Below are 18,404 nucleotides of genomic sequence, written 5' to 3'. Positions count from 1 at the left end.
GTGCTCCTGCTCGCAAAGCACCGCGATCGGCTACAGGAAAGGGTGAGGATCGCCTGGTGAAAGGGAGAATTCGGCGACCCGGAAACCGCTGCGGCACACACCTCGGTAACAAGCCCGGCGGAACTCGCGATGATGGGTCAGGTACGGAAAGTATGCGTGTCCGCCTTGCGAAGCGAGTCATTTCGGTTCATCGTCGAGTAGTGACCGGACTGGAGGCCGCTGACGACAGGTGGGCGGCCCAGCCGCATGTCGTACCCAGATCATGGCCCGATCAAACGCATATGTGGGACTAGTCACGCGAGTTTTTCCGTCCTCGCAGGTAGGCGCGCTGTCCGAGGCGCTGTCGCTGGCGGGAAGAAAATTCTCTGTTACGTTTCATGAGTATGTCCGGAAAGCTCTTGATCGAATCCCCGACCAAGGCCGATGGCGCCGCGCTCTGGCGAATCGCTCGCGATTCGGCAAAGCTTGATCTCAACTCGCCGTATGCGTACATGCTGTGGTGCCGCGATTTCGCGGAGAGTTCGGTTGTGGTCTCCGAAGGCGGCGAACCCGTTGGTTTCGTGATCGCCTACCGCAGACCCGACGAGCAGGAGACGGCGCTCGTCTGGCAGGTGGCCGTCGACGCGTCGCAGCGCGGGAAAGGCCTGGCCGGGACGCTGCTCGACGAGCTGTTCACGCGGCTGGTCGAGCGCGGGGTGCGCTATCTGGAGACCACGATCACGCCGGACAACGAGGCCTCCATCCGGCTGTTCGCGTCGTTCGCGAAGCGCTGGAACACCTCGTGTGAAACCAGCAGGCTGTTCGAGGCCGAGGATTTTCCGGACGACGAGAACGTGCACGCACCCGAGGACCTGTACCGTATCGGGCCGCTGCAACCGCTTAATCGTCAGTAATACGTTAATTCCCCGCGATAGGGAGAAAAGAAAACGTCATGAGCATCTTCGAAGAGCTCGAATCCGAAGTTCGCAGCTACAGCCGCGGCTGGCCGGTCGTCTTCGACCGGGCACAGGGCAGCTGGCTGCACGACGAGAGCGGCAAGGCGTACCTCGATTTCTTCGCGGGCGCCGGCGCGCTCAACTACGGGCACAACAACCCGGTGCTGAAACAGGCGCTGCTCGACTACATCCAGCGTGACGGCGTCGTCCACGCGCTGGACATGTTCACCGTGGCCAAGCGCGATTTCCTGCAGACGTTCCAGGAGAAGATCCTCGGTCCGCGCGAACTGGACTACAAGATCATCTTCCCCGGCCCCGGTGGCGCGAACGCCGTCGAGGCCGCGCTGAAGCTGGCGCGCAAGGTGACCGGCAAGGAATCGGTCATCAACTTCACCAACGCGTTCCACGGTATGACGCTGGGCGCGCTGTCGGTCACCGGTAACTCGATGAAGCGCGGCGGCGCCGGCGTCCCGCTGGTGCACGCCACCCCGATGCCCTACGACAAGTACTTCGACGGCGCCATGCCGGACTTCCTGTACTTCGAGAAGCTCCTGGAGGACTCCGGCAGCGGGCTCAACGAACCCGCCGCGGTGATCGTCGAGGTCGTGCAGGGCGAGGGCGGCATCAACGCCGCGCGCATGGAATGGCTGCACGGGCTGCAGGAGCTGTGCCGGCGGCACAACATCCTGCTCATCGTCGACGACGTCCAGATGGGCTGCGGCCGCACCGGACCGTTCTTCAGCTTCGAGGACGCGGGCATCAAGCCGGACATCGTGTGCCTGTCGAAGTCGATCAGCGGCTACGGCCTGCCGATGGCGCTCACCCTGATCAAGCCCGAGCTCGACGTATGGGAGCCGGGCGAGCACAACGGCACCTTCCGCGGCATCAGCCCCGCTTTCGTCACCGCGACCGAGGCGATCCGGACATACTGGAACGACGACGACCTGGAGAAGTCCACCAGGGCGAAGGGCGAGCGGATCGGCGCCGCGTTCTCCGGCATCGTCGAGACCTATCCCGAGGCCGAGCTGACGGCCAAGGGACGTGGGCTCGCGCGCGGTCTCGAGTTCGCCAGCGGCGACCTCGCCGGCCGGGTCTGCGCCGCGGCGTTCGACCGCGGTCTGCTGATGGAGACATCCGGACCGGATGGCGAGGTGATGAAGCTGCTTCCGCCGCTGACGTTGTCCGACGAAGAACTGACCCAGGGGCTCTCGATCATCGACGAGTCCGTCGCCACCGTACTGAAGAACTGAGGAGCGCCTGTGCTTGTCCGCACCCTGGACGAGGTCACCGACACCGAGTCCGACATCAAGACCCCGAACTGGCGAAGCAAACGGATCATCCTCGCCAAGGAGGGAGCCGGGTTCTCGGTGCACGAGACCACGCTCTACGCGGGGACGGTGAACGACTTCTGGTACGCCAACCACGTCGAAGCCGTGTTCATCGTCTCGGGCGAAGGGGAGATCGAGGACAAGGCGACCGGAAAGGTCTACCCGCTCAAGCCGGGCTCCCTCTACCTGCTGGACGACCACGACAAGCACCAGGTCCGGCCCAGGACCGAGATCAAGTGCGTGTGTGTGTTCAACCCGCCGGTCACCGGCCGCGAGGTGCACGACGAGAACGGCGTGTACCCGCTGGTGACCGAAGAAGCCTCATAAGCCGAACCCGTCCGACAACGTCAGGAGGCGAACCACTGTGACACTGATGGGCACCCGCGTCGAAGATTCCTACCCGACGCGGATCACCGGCACGCCGGAGCACCTGCCCCGCGTGCACCCCACCGTGTGGGGTACCGACGCCGATGGCCCGATCGACGCGGCCACGCTGGCCAACCACGAGACCAAGGGCTACACGGTCGTCGAGGACCTGCTTTCGCCGGCCGAGGTCCAGACGTACTGGCAGGAGCTGGTCCGGTTGTCCTCGTCCGATGACCTGCACGGCGACGAACGGGTGATCACCGAGCAGAAGACCGGTGAGGTGCGGTCGGTGTTCGACGTGCACGAGATCAGCGAGCTCATCGCCGAACTCGTGCGCGACCCGCGGGTGCTCGACAGGGCGCGGCAGATCCTCGGTTCCGAGGTCTACATCCACCAGAGCCGGGTCAACTACATGCCCGGTTTCAAGGGCACCGGGTTCTACTGGCACTCGGACTTCGAGACCTGGCACGCCGAGGACGGGATGCCCGCGCCGCGCGCGGTCAGCTGCTCGATCGCGCTGACCGACAACTACCCGTTCAACGGCGGGCTGATGGTCATGCCCGGTTCGCAGCGCACGTTCGTCCAGTGTGTCGGCGAGACGCCCGACGACAACTACAAGAGCTCGCTCAAGGACCAGCGCGTCGGTGTCCCGGCCGAGGACGACATCACCAAGCTGGCCGCCGAGTACGGCATCGACCAGTTCACCGGCCAGGCGGGTTCGGCGCTGTGGTTCGACTCGAACATCATGCACGGCTCGTCGAACAACATCACCCCGTATCCGCGGTCGAACATCTTCCTGGTGTTCAACAGCGTGGAGAACGCGCTGGGCGACCCGTACGCGGCCGCGCAGCCGCGCCCGGCGTTCATCGCGGGCCGGGACTCGACGCCGCTGAGCCGCTGACCCCCGCGGGGGACCCGGGCACGGAGGGGCGGCTGTAGCCGGGTCTGTGCGCCCTGTTACCTTGTCGCCACCGCGCGGGCAGTGGTCCGCGCACCGACGTCGCCGAAAGTCGTCCGGGTTCTTGAAGCTCGGGGTGAGCCCGCCCGGACGGCCGGACGGTGGCAGTCGGGTGGACCGTGCCCCCTGGCGGCCCAGCCGACGGCTCCAAGTCGGGCCCTGCACCATCAGATCGGGACTGATGGTGCAGGGCCCGACTTTTTTTGTGAATGCGATATCCGTGGTTACGTACGAATGCATTACGACATCCGGCGTAATCGACGTCCCTGATGTGGCATTCGGTGAGAAGGCGCCGTTCTTGCGGCGAACGGAGCACCCGATTGGCACCCTTGTCCGCGTGTTCTTCTCGCGAGAACCGTGTGTGTCAGCCCCCGATCACGGTAAGTTGACATTTCTGGCGGGGGAGACGCCGGAATCACACGGGGAGGTGGGCGCGAGCATGGCCGAAATCGGATCGACCGCACGATTCCGGCTGCTCGGGCCGGTCCAGCTCGTCGTCGGCGAACGGACGGTGCCGATCGGCGGCCCGGGTGTCCGCGGCCTGCTCGCCCTGCTGGCGCTGAACGTCAACAAGGTCGTCGCGCTCGACGAAATCATCGACGCGCTGTGGGACCACGACCCGCCCGCCACCGCGCGGACCATCGTGCACGGCAACGTCTCGCATCTGCGGCGGGTGCTGCGCAACGTCCAGGGCGAGGACGGTGCCCGCATCCTCACCAGCCCGCCCGGTTATCTGCTCAAGGTCGACCCGATGCGGATCGACGTCCACCACGCGCGGTCCCTGCTCGGCCGGGCCGCGCACGCCCGTCCGGAGGCCGCCGCGGCGCTGCTGGCCGAGGCGCTGGCCCTGTGGCGTGGTCCCGCGCTGTCCGGGGTGCCCGATTCGCTGCGCGCGCCGGAACTGGAGGATCTGCGGCTCGCGGTGCACGGCGCCAGGGTCGACGCGGACCTCGATCTGGGCCGCCACGCGGAGCTGATCGCCGAGCTGAGCCCGATCGTGCGGGCGAACCCGCTCGCCGAGCGCACCGCGGGCCAGCTCATGCGCGCGCTGTACTACGCGGGCCGCCGGGGTGACGCGCTCGAGCTGTACCGGACCGTCTCCCGCGCGATCATGGACTCGCTCGGCGTCGAGCCCGAGGCCAAGCTGCGCTGGGTACACGAGCGGATCCTCAACGACGATCTGCCGCCCCGCGCGGAGGCCGCCGGGACCCGCGGCGCCCAGCCGGATCCCGAGCCCGGCCCCTCCCAGCTGCCGGCCGCGGTGCCGAGCCTGCCGGGGAGACAGGCCGATCTCGCGTGGCTCGACGGGCTGGTCGGCCGGGGCGACGGCACCGTCGCCGTCGTCTCGGGCACGGCAGGGATCGGCAAGAGCGCGCTCGTCGTCTGGTGGGCACACCGGGTTGCCGACCACTTCCCGGACGGCGTGTTGTTCGCGTCGCTGCGCGGGTTCGACTCGCGGCATTCGCCGCTCGAGCCCGCCGAACTGCTCACCCAGTTCCTGCTCGGCCTCGGCGTGAAGACGTCGCAGATCCCGGAGCGGGTGCACGAGCGGGTCGCGCTCTACCGGTCACTGATCGCCCGGCGCCGGATGCTGGTGCTGCTCGACGACGCGCGCTCGGCCGACCAGGTGCGGCCGTTGCTGCCACCGAGCTCGGGGTCGATGACGGTGGTGACGAGCCGTTCGCGGCTGGACGGGCTCGCGGTGTCGAACGCGGCGAAGCTGCGGGTGCTCGGGACGCTCGCCGAGCCCGACGCCGTCCAGGTCATCGAGGAGCTGGCCGGTCCGGCCGCGCTCAACCACGAACTGGCGAGGCTCTGCGGGTATCTGCCGCTCGCCCTGCGGATCGCCGGTGCCCGGCTGGCCGCGGGTCCGGAGTGGACGGCGCAGGACCTCGTCGCGGAACTCCGGGACGAGCACACCCGGCTGGCCGCGTTGCAGGTCGAGGGTGCCGACGGTGGAGTGCGCGCAGCCTTCGACGTCTCCTTCCGCAGTCTGTCCCCCGAAGTCGCCGAGATACTCCTCCAGCTCGGCGCGGTACCGGGGCCGGCGGCGGGCCCGCACCTGATGGGCGCGATCGCGCGGGTGCCGGTGGCCGAGGCCCGGCGGCGGCTGCGGGCGCTCGCCGCGCACAACCTGATCGCCGAGACCGAACGCGACGTGTTCGCGTCGCACGATCTCGTCCGCGTCTACCTGCGTGAGCTGGCCGAAACGGAACTTCCCGCCGAGCGCAGGGCCGCGATACTGGACCGGCTCGTGGGGTTCTACCTGCGCACGGGTGATCTCGCCCGCCGCCGGATGCTGCGGATCGTCGACCCGTTCGACTTCTCCGGCGAGCTGGACGACGTCGAGCTGCCCGCGCTGCCGTCCTTCGCCGACGCGGCCGAGTGGTTCGCCGCGGAGTGGCCGAACGTGCTGGCGACGCTGAACGCACTGAACGCCGAGGGCCGGTACGAACAAGCCTGGCGACTGGCGCAGGTCGCGCACAGCTACCGGCTCGTCTCGCCGCTGCTCGACGAGTGGACGCGGATGGTGGACTGCGGGCTGCGCGCGGCCGAGGGCGCGGACAACCTGGCGGGGCAGTGCTGGATGCTCATCGCGCGGGCCGCGATCGCGCTGACGTTCGAGGTGCCGCACAGCGGTCTCGCCGACGCCGAGCGGGCCGGGGAACTGGCCGCCAAACTCGGCGACCCCCGGCTGTCGATCTGTGCCGGTATCCACTACGGCAGCCTGCTCAGCCTGTCCGGCGAGCACGAACGGGCGGTCGAACGGCTGCGCTGGGCACTGTCGGAGGCCGAACGCGGCGAGGACATCGAACTGCTCGGACAGGTGCTGAACGACTGCGCGGTGGTCGAGAAGCGGGCAGAACGGTACGTGGACGCGATCGCGCACCAGCTCGAGGCGCTGGCGATCGACCGGGAGCTGGGCGACGACTGCTACGCGGTCGTGTCGCTGAACCGGCTCGCCGAGCTCAACCTCCGGATCGGCGTGTTCGACGACGCCGAGCGGTACGCCAGGGAGGCCATCGACCTCGCCGTGCGCTGCGGGTTCGATCTGCAGGAGGGCGTGCTGCGCCTGACGCTGGGCCGGGTGCTGCGCACCAGGGGTGAGGCCGAGGCCGCGCGCGAGGAGTTCGCGACGGCACTGCGGATCTACGAGCGCGCGAATCCGAAACTGACCGGCACTGTCCGTGTCGAACTGACCGGTCCGGACTGAACACACGGGTTCTCCGCCCGAACACACGAGATCTCCGTCCGGACACGGGAGTTGCCCGTTCGAACACGCGAATGTGCCCTTTCGGTCCCGGAATCGGTGTGCCATCGAGCGGAAAATGACCTGTCAGGGGGTGCCCAAGTGCGCACCCTTAGTGGATTCTTAGTGACGCAGGCCGAGATCCGCGTAGGGTCCGGCCAGTGCCCGCTGAGCCCTAGGGGAGGGGCGGTCTGTGAAGCGGGCGCGTCGAACCCGCAACCCCTAGCCGGGTTCGACCAGGAGCCGTCCCGTGACGGCTCAGGCGGCCCGGCCGGGGACCGGCGGGGGGGAGAACCGGCCGGGCGCCAGGCACCACACGTGGTGTGGTGGGGCTCCCCCGAAAGCCCTTTCCCGGGACGGTTTCAGCCGACGTTGGCCGTGCACAGCGCGATCGTCGTGCCGGTGTTCTCGGCGACTTTCTTGCCGTCCACTGTGATCGAACAGCTGATCTGGTTGTTGACGCTGCCGTTCGGCGAGTCTGCGGTCAACGTCAGCAGGTACGCGCCCGAGTTGTAGGACGCCTGCTGCCGCCACGCGTCCGTGCTCGACGGCGCGGTCTCGGTCCGCTGCGTGTTGAGGCTCCCGTACCGCACGTTCGCCCCGCCGTTCGCGGTCACCACGAAACCGACGGTGTGCTTGTCGCCGTTCACCGCGGGCATGTGCAAGCCCGCCTCGGTGCCGCCGCTGAAGAAGGTCCGGTACACGAGCCAGCCCGCCGTCGCGAGGATCGCGAGCACACCGACGACCACGCCGGCGACGGCCGCGCCCCGGTCGCCCACCGTGCCGCGGCGCGCTTGGACGACACCGACGATCGAGAGCACCAGACCGCCTGCCGACAGCGGCCAGGCCGCCAGGTCGGCGACCGGAAGGAAAGCCACCCCCAGCGCGGCCACGCCGCATACGAGACCGATGAGGCCGAGCACGTTCCGGCGCGGTTTCACCTTGCTCGCTCTGCGTCGCTGGCTGGCGGCGATCGGATCCTCTCCTCGGCCGTGTCGCGCGGTCGAGCGCGGGTACGGCGGCTCGGTGATCATTTGCACTGCCCTTCGGCTCGGAGAGGGCCGACGTTAACCCAAAAGTGTGGCGCCGAACGAAATCGTTACATACTGGAAAACGTCATTGTCCCACCTTCACCGCGAGTGTCCCGTCATTCGTTGACCAGTGCTAACGATGGTCAATGCAGGAATTATCGGATTTCCCAGCAAATGCCAATGGAGATGGGTCTTTCGGACAAGTCGGCCCGCTGGATCGGTCCGTTTTTTCCGCATCGCCGGGTGCCGACGGAATTCGCAATGCGCACGGGCGTTCGCGGGAACGGGGAATGAGCCGTGCGGCCCAGTTGGCAACTCTGGGTAATCGGTGATGCGCTGAAGGACGCCTTCGGTGCGTCGAGCGCACTGAAGGCGTCCTTCAGTGGTTGGGTGGGCTTGCGTCGCCTCAGTGGTCGAACAGGCTCACTTCGGGAGTGATCTCGAGCAGTTCGTGCACCGGACGCCCGCGGCGACCGTCGATGGTCGTGGTGCGCACGACCCGCAGCCGCGCGGTGACCGGACGGTCCAGGTTCTCCTTGATCTGGTCGAGCAGGTCCTCGGCGACCGCGCCCTGGATCGTGCCGCCGGATTCGCGTTCGAGGTAGAAGATCCGCCGCCGCGTGCGGACGCCGTCGAGCCGCCCGCTGACCGTCTCGTAGCCGACGGCCTCGCGGGACTCCCGCAGGCTGCCCTGCAGGATCCTGGCCTGTTCGGTGGTCATGCTGCGGGTCACCTGCTCGCCGGACGTCGGTGTCAGCGCCATCCCGATCCCGGCGTGCTTGCTGACCGCGTTGACGACGTCGCTCACCGCGTTGCGGACGGTGTCGCGCTGGAGCAGGACGGCGTCGAGCGCGCCGTCGTCGGAGCCGTTGGCGGGCAGGAAGTCGCACAGCTCCTTGACCGCGCGCTCGGAGAGCGTCTCGATCCCGTCGTGGATCAGCGCGTCGGCCTGGTCTTCCAGTTCGGGGAAGCCGAAGAAGATCGCGTTGCCCGCCTGGCCGCGCTGGATGAGCGGGGCCTTGTCCCGGTCGGCCTGCTGGACGATCGTGACCTCGTTCGACGGGTTGCGGATGATGTGCCCGATCTTCGCGGTCGCGTCCTGCAGCGCCCGGCTGATGTCGGAGAACGTGTACGCGTCGATGTGCGTCTCGCCGATGACCGACACGTGCAGCAGCGGCGAGCGGCAGGTCCGCTCGAACTTGGCGTTCGCGGCCATCGCCGACGCGCGCGCGAGGTCGTCGAGCCAGGTGCCGCCGGGGATCTCGTCCGCGACGCGGCGGAATTCGTTCCTCACCAGACCATCTCCGGATATCCCTTGCCGCCTTCGGCCCAGACCTCGGCCCAGACGTCCTCGTCGCCGGGGCGGCACAGGAAGCCGTCCAGCATCCCCCCGACCGGTTGAACCTGATCGAGGTACATCGCGGGCTGCCCGACGAACACGCCCCGCAGCGTCAGCAGGCCGTACAGGGCAGACCGGCCGGCGTCGTCGAGGCGCTTCAGCGCACCCCATTCGTCCGGGATCAGCACGACGTCGAGACCGTGCGGCGGATGCGGGGTCCGCGTCACGAAGGCGCCGCCGATCCACGCCCGCCCGGACGGGATGATCCGCCTGGCCACGCCCAGATAACTGTTCAACGCGCTGAACAGGATCTCGCGCTCGTTCTGGTGCGGCGCGTCGAAGACCAGCCGCTCGTAGACGTCGGCGAGGTCGGCGTGATGGCGGCCGGGTGGCAGCAGGTTCTCCGCCGTCCAGCGCGGGAGCGCCATCGACAGCCTCCTTCGTCGCCTCGGGGCTCCCGATCGAAGAACGTGCTCGGCTCCCGCTCACAGTGCGTAGCCGAACTTACCAGGTGGGTGTCAGCTCCTGCGCCCCGGTTGGTGGGAGCGGGGCGATGGGCCGTCCGGGGTGGGCCCGTCCTGGTGCTCCGACGGCCAGTCGTCGGCGGCGGGCCAGGCGGGCTCCTCCTGGACGTGCTGTGCGTGCGGTGGTGCCGACGCGGGGAGCTGGCCTTCGCGATGTCCCTCGGGTTCGGGAACGTCCGGTTCCTCGTCCAGGTAGTGCGGTTGTTCATCGTGCGAGTACTCGTCGGGCGGGTAGTGGTAGTCGTCCTCGTGGTGGCCGTGGTCCTCTTCGGCATAGGCGGCCTGCGGGATGTACTGGGTTTCCTCCGCCGCATGTGGTGCCGGTTCGTGGGTCTCGTGGACCTCGCGGTCCGGTTCCGGCTCGGGTTCGGCGTACGCGGCTTCGGCGGATGTCTCGCGGCGTTGCGCGGCCCGCATCAGCAGCCACGTCACGACCATCCCGAGGAGGAACGCGACGAGCAGCCAGAGCCAGATCTGTGCGAAGAGCCAGAACATCGCCATCACCCCTGTTCGACCGTGATCTCGGCCCGGCGGTCGTCGCCGCCGGCGGCGGGCCGGGTGTCGCCGTAGCCCTGCGCGGTGACCCGATCCTGCGGAACACCGTTGGCCTGCAAGAGTTTCGCGACCGCCCTGGCGCGGTCCTGGGACAACCGGAGCGCGGCGCGTTCGCCACCGGGGCCGCGCGCGGCGTGCCCGCCGACGCGGAACTGGAAGCCGTCCGGAGCCTTCGTGAGCACCTTCGCCACCTCACGGACGGCTTGGGTGCCTCGGGCGGTGAGCCGGGAGCTGTCCGGGGTGAAGGTGATGGGCGTGGCGGCCAGGACGCGATCGATCTCGGCCTGCAGCCCGGCCTTGTCGGCCGGTGGTGCGGCGGAACTCGGTGGCGTGCTTGGCGGTTCCTGCGACGGCGGCGTCGCGGGCGGTGGCGGGGAAGCGCTTCCCGGCGGTGGCCCCGCGGGCCGGACGTCGCCGGAGATCCCGGCCGCCCCCACCCCGTCCACGGACTGGACGACGTCGAGCGCGCGGGTCGCCTGCTCCGGCGGGAACCCGCTCAGCGTCGCGTCCCGCCCGGAGAAGCTCACGGTGCCCGGCGGCAGCCCGGCCGCGGCCAGCGCGGCCTGTGACCGTGCGGTCAGGTCCGACTCGATGGCACCCGAACGCAGCCAGGTCACGATCCCCGCGAGCAGGGCAGTGACCAGCAGCGCGATCGGAATCAGCCGGATCCAGCTGCGTGCGCCGGGCATAAGGGGACTGTAAGCCGGGCGGCCCGACTTGGCGACTCAGCGCCACCCCGCGTCCGGGTCAGCTGGCGGCGGCGCTGCCGGGCAGTTCGACCGGCAGCTCGACGGGAGCCAGCGGAGCCAGCTGGGGTCGCTTGGGGGACAGGCCGTCGCCCATGGACTCGCCCTTGAGCTGACGCCTTATCCACGGCAGCAGGTGCACCTTCGTCCACTCCAGATCCGAGCGGCGCGAGGTGATCCACGTGTGGGGCTCGCCGGTCTCCGGCCACGGCTCGCGCCAGTCGCTCTCGACGGGAACGCCGAGCACCTCCGCGGTACGCAGCGCGATCCGCCGGTGCGCCTCGGGCGTGAAGTGCAGCCTGTCGTCGCTCCACGCGCGACGGTCGTGCAGCGGTTCCATGCCCCACATGTCGACCATCTTGGCGCCGTGCCGGTCGGCGATCGCCCACAGATGGGCGTTGTAGAGGCCGACCTTGCTCCGCAGCACGTGCATGACCGACAGCGACTTGGTGTCCGGGCCGTTGAAGATGACCACCGGGATCCCGGCCGCGCGCAGCGAGGCGATCCCGGCCTCGAAGCGGGCGGCCACCGCGTCGACGTCGGCGCCGGGCACGATGATGTCGTTGCCGCCGGCACACACGGTGACCAGATCGGGCTTCAGCTCGAGGGCGATCGGCAGCTGCTCGGTGAGGATCTCGTCCATCATCTTGCCGCGCAGCGCGAGGTTCGCGTACTGGAAACCGGCTCGCCCACCTGCGAGGATCTCGGCCAGCCGGTCGGCCCACCCGCGAAAGGTGCCATCGGGCAACTCGTCGTTCAGGCCTTCGGTGAAGCTGTCGCCGATCGCCACATAACTGTCAAACACGCTGGGTCCCCTTCCCGTCCGTCGCGCTGCCCCCGACATATAGTTGTACACCCCAACTAACCTTCGGGCGCAGTCCCCCTGAGCCCGTCGGGTTCAACCGGCAGTCACAGTCTCTTATCTTGCCGGATGTCGGCGCATCTCCATTACGTCGATTTCACAGCTCGTGACGTAAATCGCTCCACTGGGCCATGCGCTACGCATGTGGTGTAGGTCTCCCCGTGCCCAGGGCGCTCACCGGCTTCGGGCAGGCTGGAGAGCGTGACCGACGAATCCGTGCGCCGCGAGTCGCTCGCGCAGGTACTCGGCGGCCGCCAGGGTGCCATCGACGCGAGCATCCCGCCGGTCGCGTTCGTCGTCGGCTGGCTCGTCTCCGGCCGGTCGATCGCCTGGGGCGCCGGTGCGGCCATCGCGGTGGCCGCCGCGCTCGCCGTGTTCCGGATCGCCCGCGGCGGCAAGGCCCGCGCGCTGGTGGTGAGCGTGGCCGCCGTGGTGGTCGCCGCGCTCATCGCGCTGCACACCGGGCGTGCCGAGGACTTCTTCCTCATCCAGCTGCTGTCCAATGTGGCCAGCGCGCTTGCGTGGGCGGCGAGCATCGTCGTCCGCTGGCCGCTGCTCGGCGTCGTGGTCGGCTTGGTGACGGGACAGAAGACGCGGTGGCGCCGCGATCCCGCGCTGCTGCGCGCCTACTCACGGGCGAGCTGGGTCTGGGTGTTCGGCCAGTACACCCTGCGGGTGCTGGTGTACGGCGGGCTGTGGTGGTCCGGCCAGGTCGTCGCGCTGGGTGTGGCCCGCACGGTGCTTTCCTGGCCGCTGGTGGCGCTGACCGTCGCGGTGAGCGGCTGGGTGCTCTTCCGGACGTTGCCGGCGGGACATCCGGGCTTGCGCGCTGTGCCGGATGACCCGCCGGGTGACGTACCCAAGGCATAAGGCGGCCCCCGGCGAGGGGGGAGGGTCCGGGGGCCGGTTCCTACGGTACCCGGACAACCCGGCTCGCGTCGATGTTTTCGACTCGTTGTGCCACCTTTTGCCGATTTTTATTGTTCCGAAGGGCGCATCGCGTCGCCCTTGAAGGCGGCCAGAGCGGCAAGCCACGCCGCGCCGAGGACGCCGTCGGAGCTGGTCAGCACCTCGCAACCGGTCAACCGGGCCCGTACCAGTGCGCCGACTGGTCCTTCGGGAGACAGCACACTGCCGACCAGCACAACGGGTGACGACTCGCCGGGCTCGCGTGTCGCGAGGGCGTTCGCCACGAGAAGTTCGGCCGCGGACGAGGTGATCCGCTTCGCCGCGGGGTCCCCGGCGGCGTCGGCCGCGCTCACGAGCGGAGCGAAACGCGCGAGGCGGATCGGCGCGTCGGCGTTCGCCTTCGTGATGAGAGCACGGGAAGCGGTGATCCGGTCGCTGTCGGTCACAATGTCCACAGCGGACAGTGCCAGTGCCTCGGCGAGCACCGCGGCGGCGAGCCCGTCGAGCGGCAGGCCCCTGCCGAGTGCCTCCAAAGTGGAGCGCACGGCCTCCCTGCCGAGCCAGAACGCCGATCCCTCGTCGCCGAGCAGCCAGCCGTACCCGCCCGCCGTGCCGGCGAGCCGGTGGTCCCGGATGCGCCCGGCGATCGAGCCGGTGCCCGCGACGAGGACCGTTCCGTCCGGTGAGGACGTTGCCGAGGCGAACGCCACCTCCGCGTCGGTCACGGTCCGCACCACGCCGCTCAGCCCGATCCGCTCCCACGCGGCGGCGAAAACCGCCGCCACGGACGGATCGGACAGTTTGCTCACCCCGGCCATACCGACCACGCAGGCGCGCACGCGCGCGGGATCGAGCTCGCCGAGCGCCGCGACGATCGTGTCCGCGACGCGTCCGGCGGCGACGGCGGGCTCGTGTGCGTTGGGGTTGGCGCCTTCGCCACGTCCCCGGCCCAGCACGACGCCGGTGGCATCGACCACGACCGCGCGGGTCGAGGTGCCACCGGCGTCCACGCCGATCGTGTAACTCACCGGGTCTTGGTCACCTTGAGCAGCCCGCGCGGGCTGTCCGGGTCACCGCCGCGCGCGAGCGACAGGCCGAGCGCGATCCGCTGGATCGGCAGGATCTCCAGGATCGGCGCCAGCTCCTCGACCGTGGGCGCGACGCCGATGCGCAGCGCCGCCGGGACGTCCTCGGCCGCCGAGCCGACGGCGAGCACGTCCGCGCCCCGCTTGCCGACCGCGTCCAGCACCTCGCGCATGGCCTGACCGCCGTGCCCGTTGCTGGTCACCGCGAGCACCGCGGTCTCGCCGTCGACGGCCGCGACCGGGCCGTGCAGCAGGTCCGCGCCGCTGTACGCGCGGGCGGCGAGGTAGCTCGTCTCGGCCAGCTTCAGCGAACCCTCCAGCGCGGAGGCGTAGGAGTAGCCGCGGCCGGTGGTGAGGACCCGGTCGACGAAGCGGTAGCGGTCGACCGCGCGCTGGACACCGGCGTCCGCGCTGTCGAGCGTCTGCTGCGCCAGCTCGCCGATCTTCGCCGCGTCGGCCGCCTTCCCACCGCGCACGGCGTCGATGAGCAGGTACAACGCCATCAGCGTCGCGGAGTACGTCTTGGTCGCGGCGACGGCCTTCTCGACCCCCGCGCCGATGTCGACACCCAGCTCGGACGCCGCACGCAGCGGCGATTCGGGGGTGTTGGTGACGGACACGGTGAGCGCGCCCTGGCTGCGCGCGGTTTCGGTGACCTCGATCAGGTCGGGGGAGCCGCCGCTCTGGCTGACCGTGACGAAGAGCACGTCCCGCAGGTCGGGACGGGCTCCGTAGAGCGTGGCGGTGGACGGCGAGACCAGGCCGGCGGGGAGGCCGAGCAGTACCTCGATCAGGTATTTCGCGTACAACGCAGCGTGATCACTGGAGCCACGCGCGGCGAGGAGGGCGAATCGCGGGGGCCGCTGTGAGATTTTTTCCGCCACCTCGGCGATTTCGGCCTGACGCTCGACCAGCCCGGCGAGAACTGCCGGTTGCTGGGCGATTTCCGCGGCCATGTGCTCGCCGGGACGTTGTTCGGTCATCACTTTCCTCTCCACCGGGACGTGCTGTCCCGAAGCGCTGGCGGCGTCGGTCAGGTCTAGACCAATGCTAGCCGGGCGGGGCGTTTGTGGAGAAGGGTACGTTTCCTACAGGGAGCGTGGCGCGTCAGAGCGGGAAGGCAGAGGGAGTTCGGTCATGTTGGAGACAACCACCACGGGTGAGGCAGGCTCGGTGAGCACGATTCGCGGCCAGCGGGAGCCCAAATACTGGGCATTGAAGCAGCATCTTCTCGACCTGCTCGACGCGTTGCCGCCCGGCTCGCCCATTCCCACCGAACGCGCGCTCGCCGGCGAGTTCACGGTGTCCCGCACGACGGTCCGGCAGGCGCTGGCCGACCTGACCGCGGAAGGCCGCTTGCACCGTGTTCAAGGAAAGGGCACCTTCGCGGCCGAGCCGAAACTCGCCCAGCGTCTCCAGTTGTCTTCCTACACCGAGGACATGCGCAGGCAGGGCCTCAAACCGTCGTCCAAACTGCTCGATCTCGAAGAGCTGTCGGCCGAGGGCGATCTGGCGAAACTGCTCGGAATCCGGTCGGGCGCGAAAATTCTTCGCCTCAGCCGGTTGCGCCTCGCCGACTCCCAGCCCATGGCGCTCGAGACCACGCACCTGCCGCTCGGCCGATTCCGCGGGCTGAAGAAGCACATGTCCGCAGGCGGCTCGCTCTACGCCACGCTGCACGAGCATTACGGCGTCGAACTCGAACGCGCCGAGGAGACCATCGAGACGTCGCTCGCCGGGCCGAGGGAAGCCGAGATGCTCGGTGCCGACGTCGGCATGCCGGTGCTGCTGCTGACCCGGCATTCCTTCGCGACCGACGGCAAACCGGTCGAGTTCGCCCGCGCCACCTACCGCGGCGACCGCTACAAGTTCGTCACGACCCTGCTTCCCTGATCACGCTGCCGCCGTCCCGGGGCCGCGTCTTGCGTTCCCCGGGGACGCGGGCCACGGTGATCCCATGCGACTACTGGGCGGAACGGCACAGTGACGGCGACCGCGGACGCCGGGATCCGGTGGGGCACCTCGGCCGCGCGCGGGGTGCTGGCCACGACCATCCTCGGCTCCGGTATGGCGATGCTCGACGGCACGATCGTCAACGTCGCGTTGCCCCGGATGGGTGAAGAGCTGCACGCCTCGGTCGCGGGTCTGCAGTGGATCCTCGACGGCTACATGCTCGCGCTCGCCGCGCTGATCCTCGTCGCGGGATCGCTCGGCGACCGCTACGGCAGGCGCCGGATGTACGTCGCGGGCGTGATCTGGTTCGGCGTCGCGTCCGGCCTGTGCGCGGCCGCGGTGACCACCGAGATGCTCGTCGTCACGCGGATTCTCCAGGGCATCGGCGGGGCGCTCCTGACGCCGGGCTCGCTGGCGATCCTGCAGGCTTCGTTCGCCCACGACGACCGGGCCCGCGCGATCGGCGCGTGGTCCGGGCTCGGCGGGATCGCGGCCGCGGTCGGGCCCCTGCTCGGCGGGCTCCTCGTGCAGCTGTGGTCGTGGCGGCTGGCGTTCCTGATCAACCTCCCGCTGGCCGTCGTGGTCGTGCTGATGGCCCGCAGGTTCGTCCCCGAATCCTGTGACCAGCAGAGCAGCGGGCATCCGGACTTCGGCGCCGCCGCGCTCGGCGCCATCGGGCTCGCCGGGATCACCGCCGCGCTCGTCGAGGCCCCGGGACGCGGTATCGGCGACCCGCTCGTGCTGATCGCGGCGGTCGCCGGCGTGCTGGGACTCGGCGCCTTCGTCTTCGTCCAGCACCGCTCGGCGGATCCGCTGGTGCCGCCCGCGCTGTTCCGCGACCGGACGTTCACCCTGGCCAACGCGCTGACGTTCGTCGTCTACGCGGCGCTCGGCGGGGTCATGATGCTGATGGTCATGCAGCTGCAGGTCTCGCTCGGCTACTCGCCGACGGCCGCGGGGCTCGCGGGACTGCCCATCACCCTGATCATGCTCGTGTTGTCCGGCCGGTCGGGGGCGCTCGCCCAGCGCATCGGCCCTCGGACGCAGCTCGTCGCCGGGCCGCTGCTGATCGCCGCCGGCATGCTGCTCCTGATGCGGGTCGGCCCCGGCGCCTCCTACCTCGGTGCGGTGCTGCCCGCGGTCTGCGTGTTCGGGTTCGGGCTGTCGGTCGTGGTCGCCCCGGTGACCGCGACCGTGCTCGCCGCGGCCCCCGACCGGTTCGCGGGCGTCGCCTCCGGGGTCAACAACGCCATCGCCCGCTCGGGTGGTCTTCTCGCGGTCGCGGTGCTGCCCGCGGCGGCGGGACTCACCGGCGCGTCGTACACCGATCCGGCGGCGCTCACCGCGGGCTGGCGGACGTCGCTGGTGATCTGCGCGGTGCTCGCCGCCGCGGGCGGATTGATCGCGCTCGGCATTCACAACGGCGTTCTGGGTACTCCGCCCGAAGAGCATCCAGTCGGCGAATGTCCGCACCCCGGCGAGTGTTTCCACTGTGGCGTGGAAGGACCGCCGACCCACGTGCGGCCGCTCGCGCACGACTCCTGAAACCGTCCACTGTGGACTTCAAACGTGGTGTTCCTCACGCCGCGCCAACGGATGGATAGCTCCGGACGCCTTATTCGTTGGGAGTCGTAGAAGACGTCGGACAGATCGGGATCATGAGCAAGGAGAACGAACAAACCGCGGAGAAAAAGGAAGAGAAGACGGGTCTGCGCGTGCCGCAGATTCTCGCCGCGGCACTGGCCGCGGTGACGGCGGCGTTGCTGGGGTCCACGCTCGGTGTGGCGGGAACGGTGCTCGGCGCCGCGCTGGCGAGTGTGGTGACGACGGTCGGCAGCGAGATCTACCTGCGTTCGCTGCACGGCACGACCAGGGCCGCGCGGAAGGCACGCGAGGTGCTGGCGACGTCGGGCAAGATCAAACCCGTCGGGCGCGACGGGGGCCCGGTTACCCAGATCGACCTGGCGAACCAGCCGACGGTCAAGTTGCCGAGGCCGGAGCTGGACGGCCCGCCCGAGGACGCGCCCGGCAAGCTCCGGAAGCTGCGCTGGCCGTTGATCATCGGCACGAGCGTCGTCGCGTTCGTGGCGGCGATCCTGCTGTTGTTCGGTTTCGAGAAGACCACGGGGAAGACGATCGGCGGCGAGCACGGGATAAGCGGCATCTTCGGCGGGGGTACCGGGCAGAGCCGGGACGACCACAAGGACGTCCCTGCCACCGGCGATCAGGCACCGCCGCCGAGCGAGTCGAGGCAGGCGCCGCCCACGTCGACGCCGAGCCTGCCGCCGAGCACCACGCCGTCCTCGCCGCCGCCGTCCACGAGCAGCGCGCCGCCGACCACGTCGGCCCCGCCGTCGACGTCGAAGCAGCAGCCCACGCCGACACCGACGCCGGCGCAGCAGCAGCCTTCGCAGGAACAGAAGCCGCCGCCCGGCGCGCAGTGACCGTCCTTTGTGGACACGGTTGCTGAAGGGGGAATAACTCCCGGGGCAAGCGGAGAAAGTGCCCCTCAGTGCCGACGGGGTGGGGTAATTCCCCCACATCCCCCGCGGGGGTAGAGTGG

The 18,404-nt window shown here is 69.5% G+C and carries 17 protein-coding genes; 9 read left to right on the top strand and 8 right to left on the bottom strand.

The window, feature by feature from the left end:
* Positions 1 to 383 precede the first annotated feature (383 nt).
* The 5 genes from ectA (at position 384) to ACFWY9_RS27895 (ending at position 6,801) form a co-directional block, all read left to right on the top strand.
* Positions 384 to 893 (top strand): diaminobutyrate acetyltransferase, encoded by a 510-nt coding sequence (ectA, locus tag ACFWY9_RS27915; RefSeq protein WP_378328846.1) that lies wholly within the window; start codon positions 384 to 386, stop codon positions 891 to 893.
* A gap of 38 nt (positions 894 to 931) precedes the next feature.
* A complete protein-coding gene (gene ectB, locus ACFWY9_RS27910; RefSeq protein ID WP_378328845.1) occupies positions 932 to 2,185 on the top strand; it encodes a diaminobutyrate--2-oxoglutarate transaminase in 1,254 nt (417 codons plus the stop codon).
* A 9-nt stretch (positions 2,186 to 2,194) separates the two neighbouring features.
* On the top strand, positions 2,195 to 2,590 hold the full coding sequence (locus ACFWY9_RS27905) for an ectoine synthase (protein WP_378328844.1): 396 nt from the start codon (positions 2,195 to 2,197) through the stop codon (positions 2,588 to 2,590).
* Positions 2,591 to 2,627: 37 nt separating this feature from the next.
* Entirely contained in the window at positions 2,628 to 3,530 is a 903-nt protein-coding gene (gene thpD, locus ACFWY9_RS27900) for an ectoine hydroxylase (protein ID WP_378328843.1), read from the top strand.
* 496 nt (positions 3,531 to 4,026) lie between these two features.
* Positions 4,027 to 6,801, top strand: a complete 2,775-nt coding sequence (locus ACFWY9_RS27895; protein WP_378328842.1) for a BTAD domain-containing putative transcriptional regulator — start codon at positions 4,027 to 4,029, stop codon at positions 6,799 to 6,801.
* Between the two features lie 398 nt (positions 6,802 to 7,199).
* Here ACFWY9_RS27895 and ACFWY9_RS27890 read toward each other — a convergent pair whose 3' ends face one another.
* From ACFWY9_RS27890 to ACFWY9_RS27865, 6 genes are all read right to left on the bottom strand, one after another.
* On the bottom strand, positions 7,200 to 7,871 hold the full coding sequence (locus ACFWY9_RS27890) for a DUF4190 domain-containing protein (RefSeq protein ID WP_378328841.1): 672 nt from the start codon (positions 7,869 to 7,871) through the stop codon (positions 7,200 to 7,202).
* Between the two features lie 403 nt (positions 7,872 to 8,274).
* On the bottom strand, positions 8,275 to 9,162 hold the full coding sequence (locus tag ACFWY9_RS27885; protein ID WP_378328840.1) for a hypothetical protein: 888 nt from the start codon (positions 9,160 to 9,162) through the stop codon (positions 8,275 to 8,277).
* Positions 9,159 to 9,635, bottom strand: a complete 477-nt coding sequence (locus ACFWY9_RS27880; protein WP_378328839.1) for a DUF6932 family protein — start codon at positions 9,633 to 9,635, stop codon at positions 9,159 to 9,161. The genes ACFWY9_RS27885 and ACFWY9_RS27880 overlap by 4 nt, the downstream gene beginning before the upstream one ends.
* A 90-nt stretch (positions 9,636 to 9,725) precedes the next feature.
* The gene (locus tag ACFWY9_RS27875; RefSeq protein ID WP_378328838.1) at positions 9,726 to 10,226 is read right to left on the bottom strand and encodes a hypothetical protein; all 501 of its coding nucleotides are present in this window, start codon (positions 10,224 to 10,226) and stop codon (positions 9,726 to 9,728) included.
* A 5-nt stretch (positions 10,227 to 10,231) separates the two neighbouring features.
* Positions 10,232 to 10,975, bottom strand: coding sequence for an OmpA family protein (locus ACFWY9_RS27870; RefSeq protein ID WP_378328837.1), 744 nt, complete (start codon positions 10,973 to 10,975; stop codon positions 10,232 to 10,234).
* Positions 10,976 to 11,033: 58 nt separating this feature from the next.
* Positions 11,034 to 11,837 carry an SGNH/GDSL hydrolase family protein gene (locus ACFWY9_RS27865; protein ID WP_378328836.1) on the bottom strand — a complete coding sequence of 268 codons (804 nt, stop codon included), beginning with the start codon at positions 11,835 to 11,837 and terminating at the stop codon, positions 11,034 to 11,036.
* 258 nt (positions 11,838 to 12,095) lie between these two features.
* Here ACFWY9_RS27865 and ACFWY9_RS27860 point away from each other — a divergent pair, with 258 nt between their 5' ends.
* The gene (locus ACFWY9_RS27860; protein ID WP_378328835.1) at positions 12,096 to 12,764 is read left to right on the top strand and encodes a DUF3159 domain-containing protein; all 669 of its coding nucleotides are present in this window, start codon (positions 12,096 to 12,098) and stop codon (positions 12,762 to 12,764) included.
* A 107-nt stretch (positions 12,765 to 12,871) separates the two neighbouring features.
* Here ACFWY9_RS27860 and ACFWY9_RS27855 read toward each other — a convergent pair whose 3' ends face one another.
* A complete protein-coding gene (locus ACFWY9_RS27855; protein WP_378328834.1) occupies positions 12,872 to 13,831 on the bottom strand; it encodes an N-acetylglucosamine kinase in 960 nt (319 codons plus the stop codon).
* Positions 13,828 to 14,871 carry an SIS domain-containing protein gene (locus tag ACFWY9_RS27850; protein ID WP_378328833.1) on the bottom strand — a complete coding sequence of 348 codons (1,044 nt, stop codon included), beginning with the start codon at positions 14,869 to 14,871 and terminating at the stop codon, positions 13,828 to 13,830. The genes ACFWY9_RS27855 and ACFWY9_RS27850 overlap by 4 nt, the downstream gene beginning before the upstream one ends.
* A 154-nt stretch (positions 14,872 to 15,025) precedes the next feature.
* On the opposite strand from ACFWY9_RS27850, the gene ACFWY9_RS27845 reads away from it, so the two are divergent.
* From ACFWY9_RS27845 to ACFWY9_RS27835, 3 genes are all read left to right on the top strand, one after another.
* Complete coding sequence (locus ACFWY9_RS27845; RefSeq protein ID WP_378328832.1) at positions 15,026 to 15,781, top strand: GntR family transcriptional regulator; 756 nt, start codon at positions 15,026 to 15,028, stop codon at positions 15,779 to 15,781.
* A 90-nt stretch (positions 15,782 to 15,871) separates the two neighbouring features.
* A complete protein-coding gene (locus ACFWY9_RS27840; RefSeq protein ID WP_378328831.1) occupies positions 15,872 to 17,386 on the top strand; it encodes an MFS transporter in 1,515 nt (504 codons plus the stop codon).
* A gap of 113 nt (positions 17,387 to 17,499) precedes the next feature.
* Positions 17,500 to 18,285, top strand: a complete 786-nt coding sequence (locus tag ACFWY9_RS27835) for a hypothetical protein (RefSeq protein ID WP_378328830.1) — start codon at positions 17,500 to 17,502, stop codon at positions 18,283 to 18,285.
* Positions 18,286 to 18,404: the final 119 nt, after the last annotated feature.

Origin of the sequence: Amycolatopsis sp. NPDC059027 (assembly GCF_042739735.1) — a bacterium.
GTDB lineage: Bacteria > Actinomycetota > Actinomycetes > Mycobacteriales > Pseudonocardiaceae > Amycolatopsis.
The sequence above is the reverse complement of the archived record's forward strand: the minus strand, read 5'-3'. Positions and strand labels throughout refer to the sequence as shown.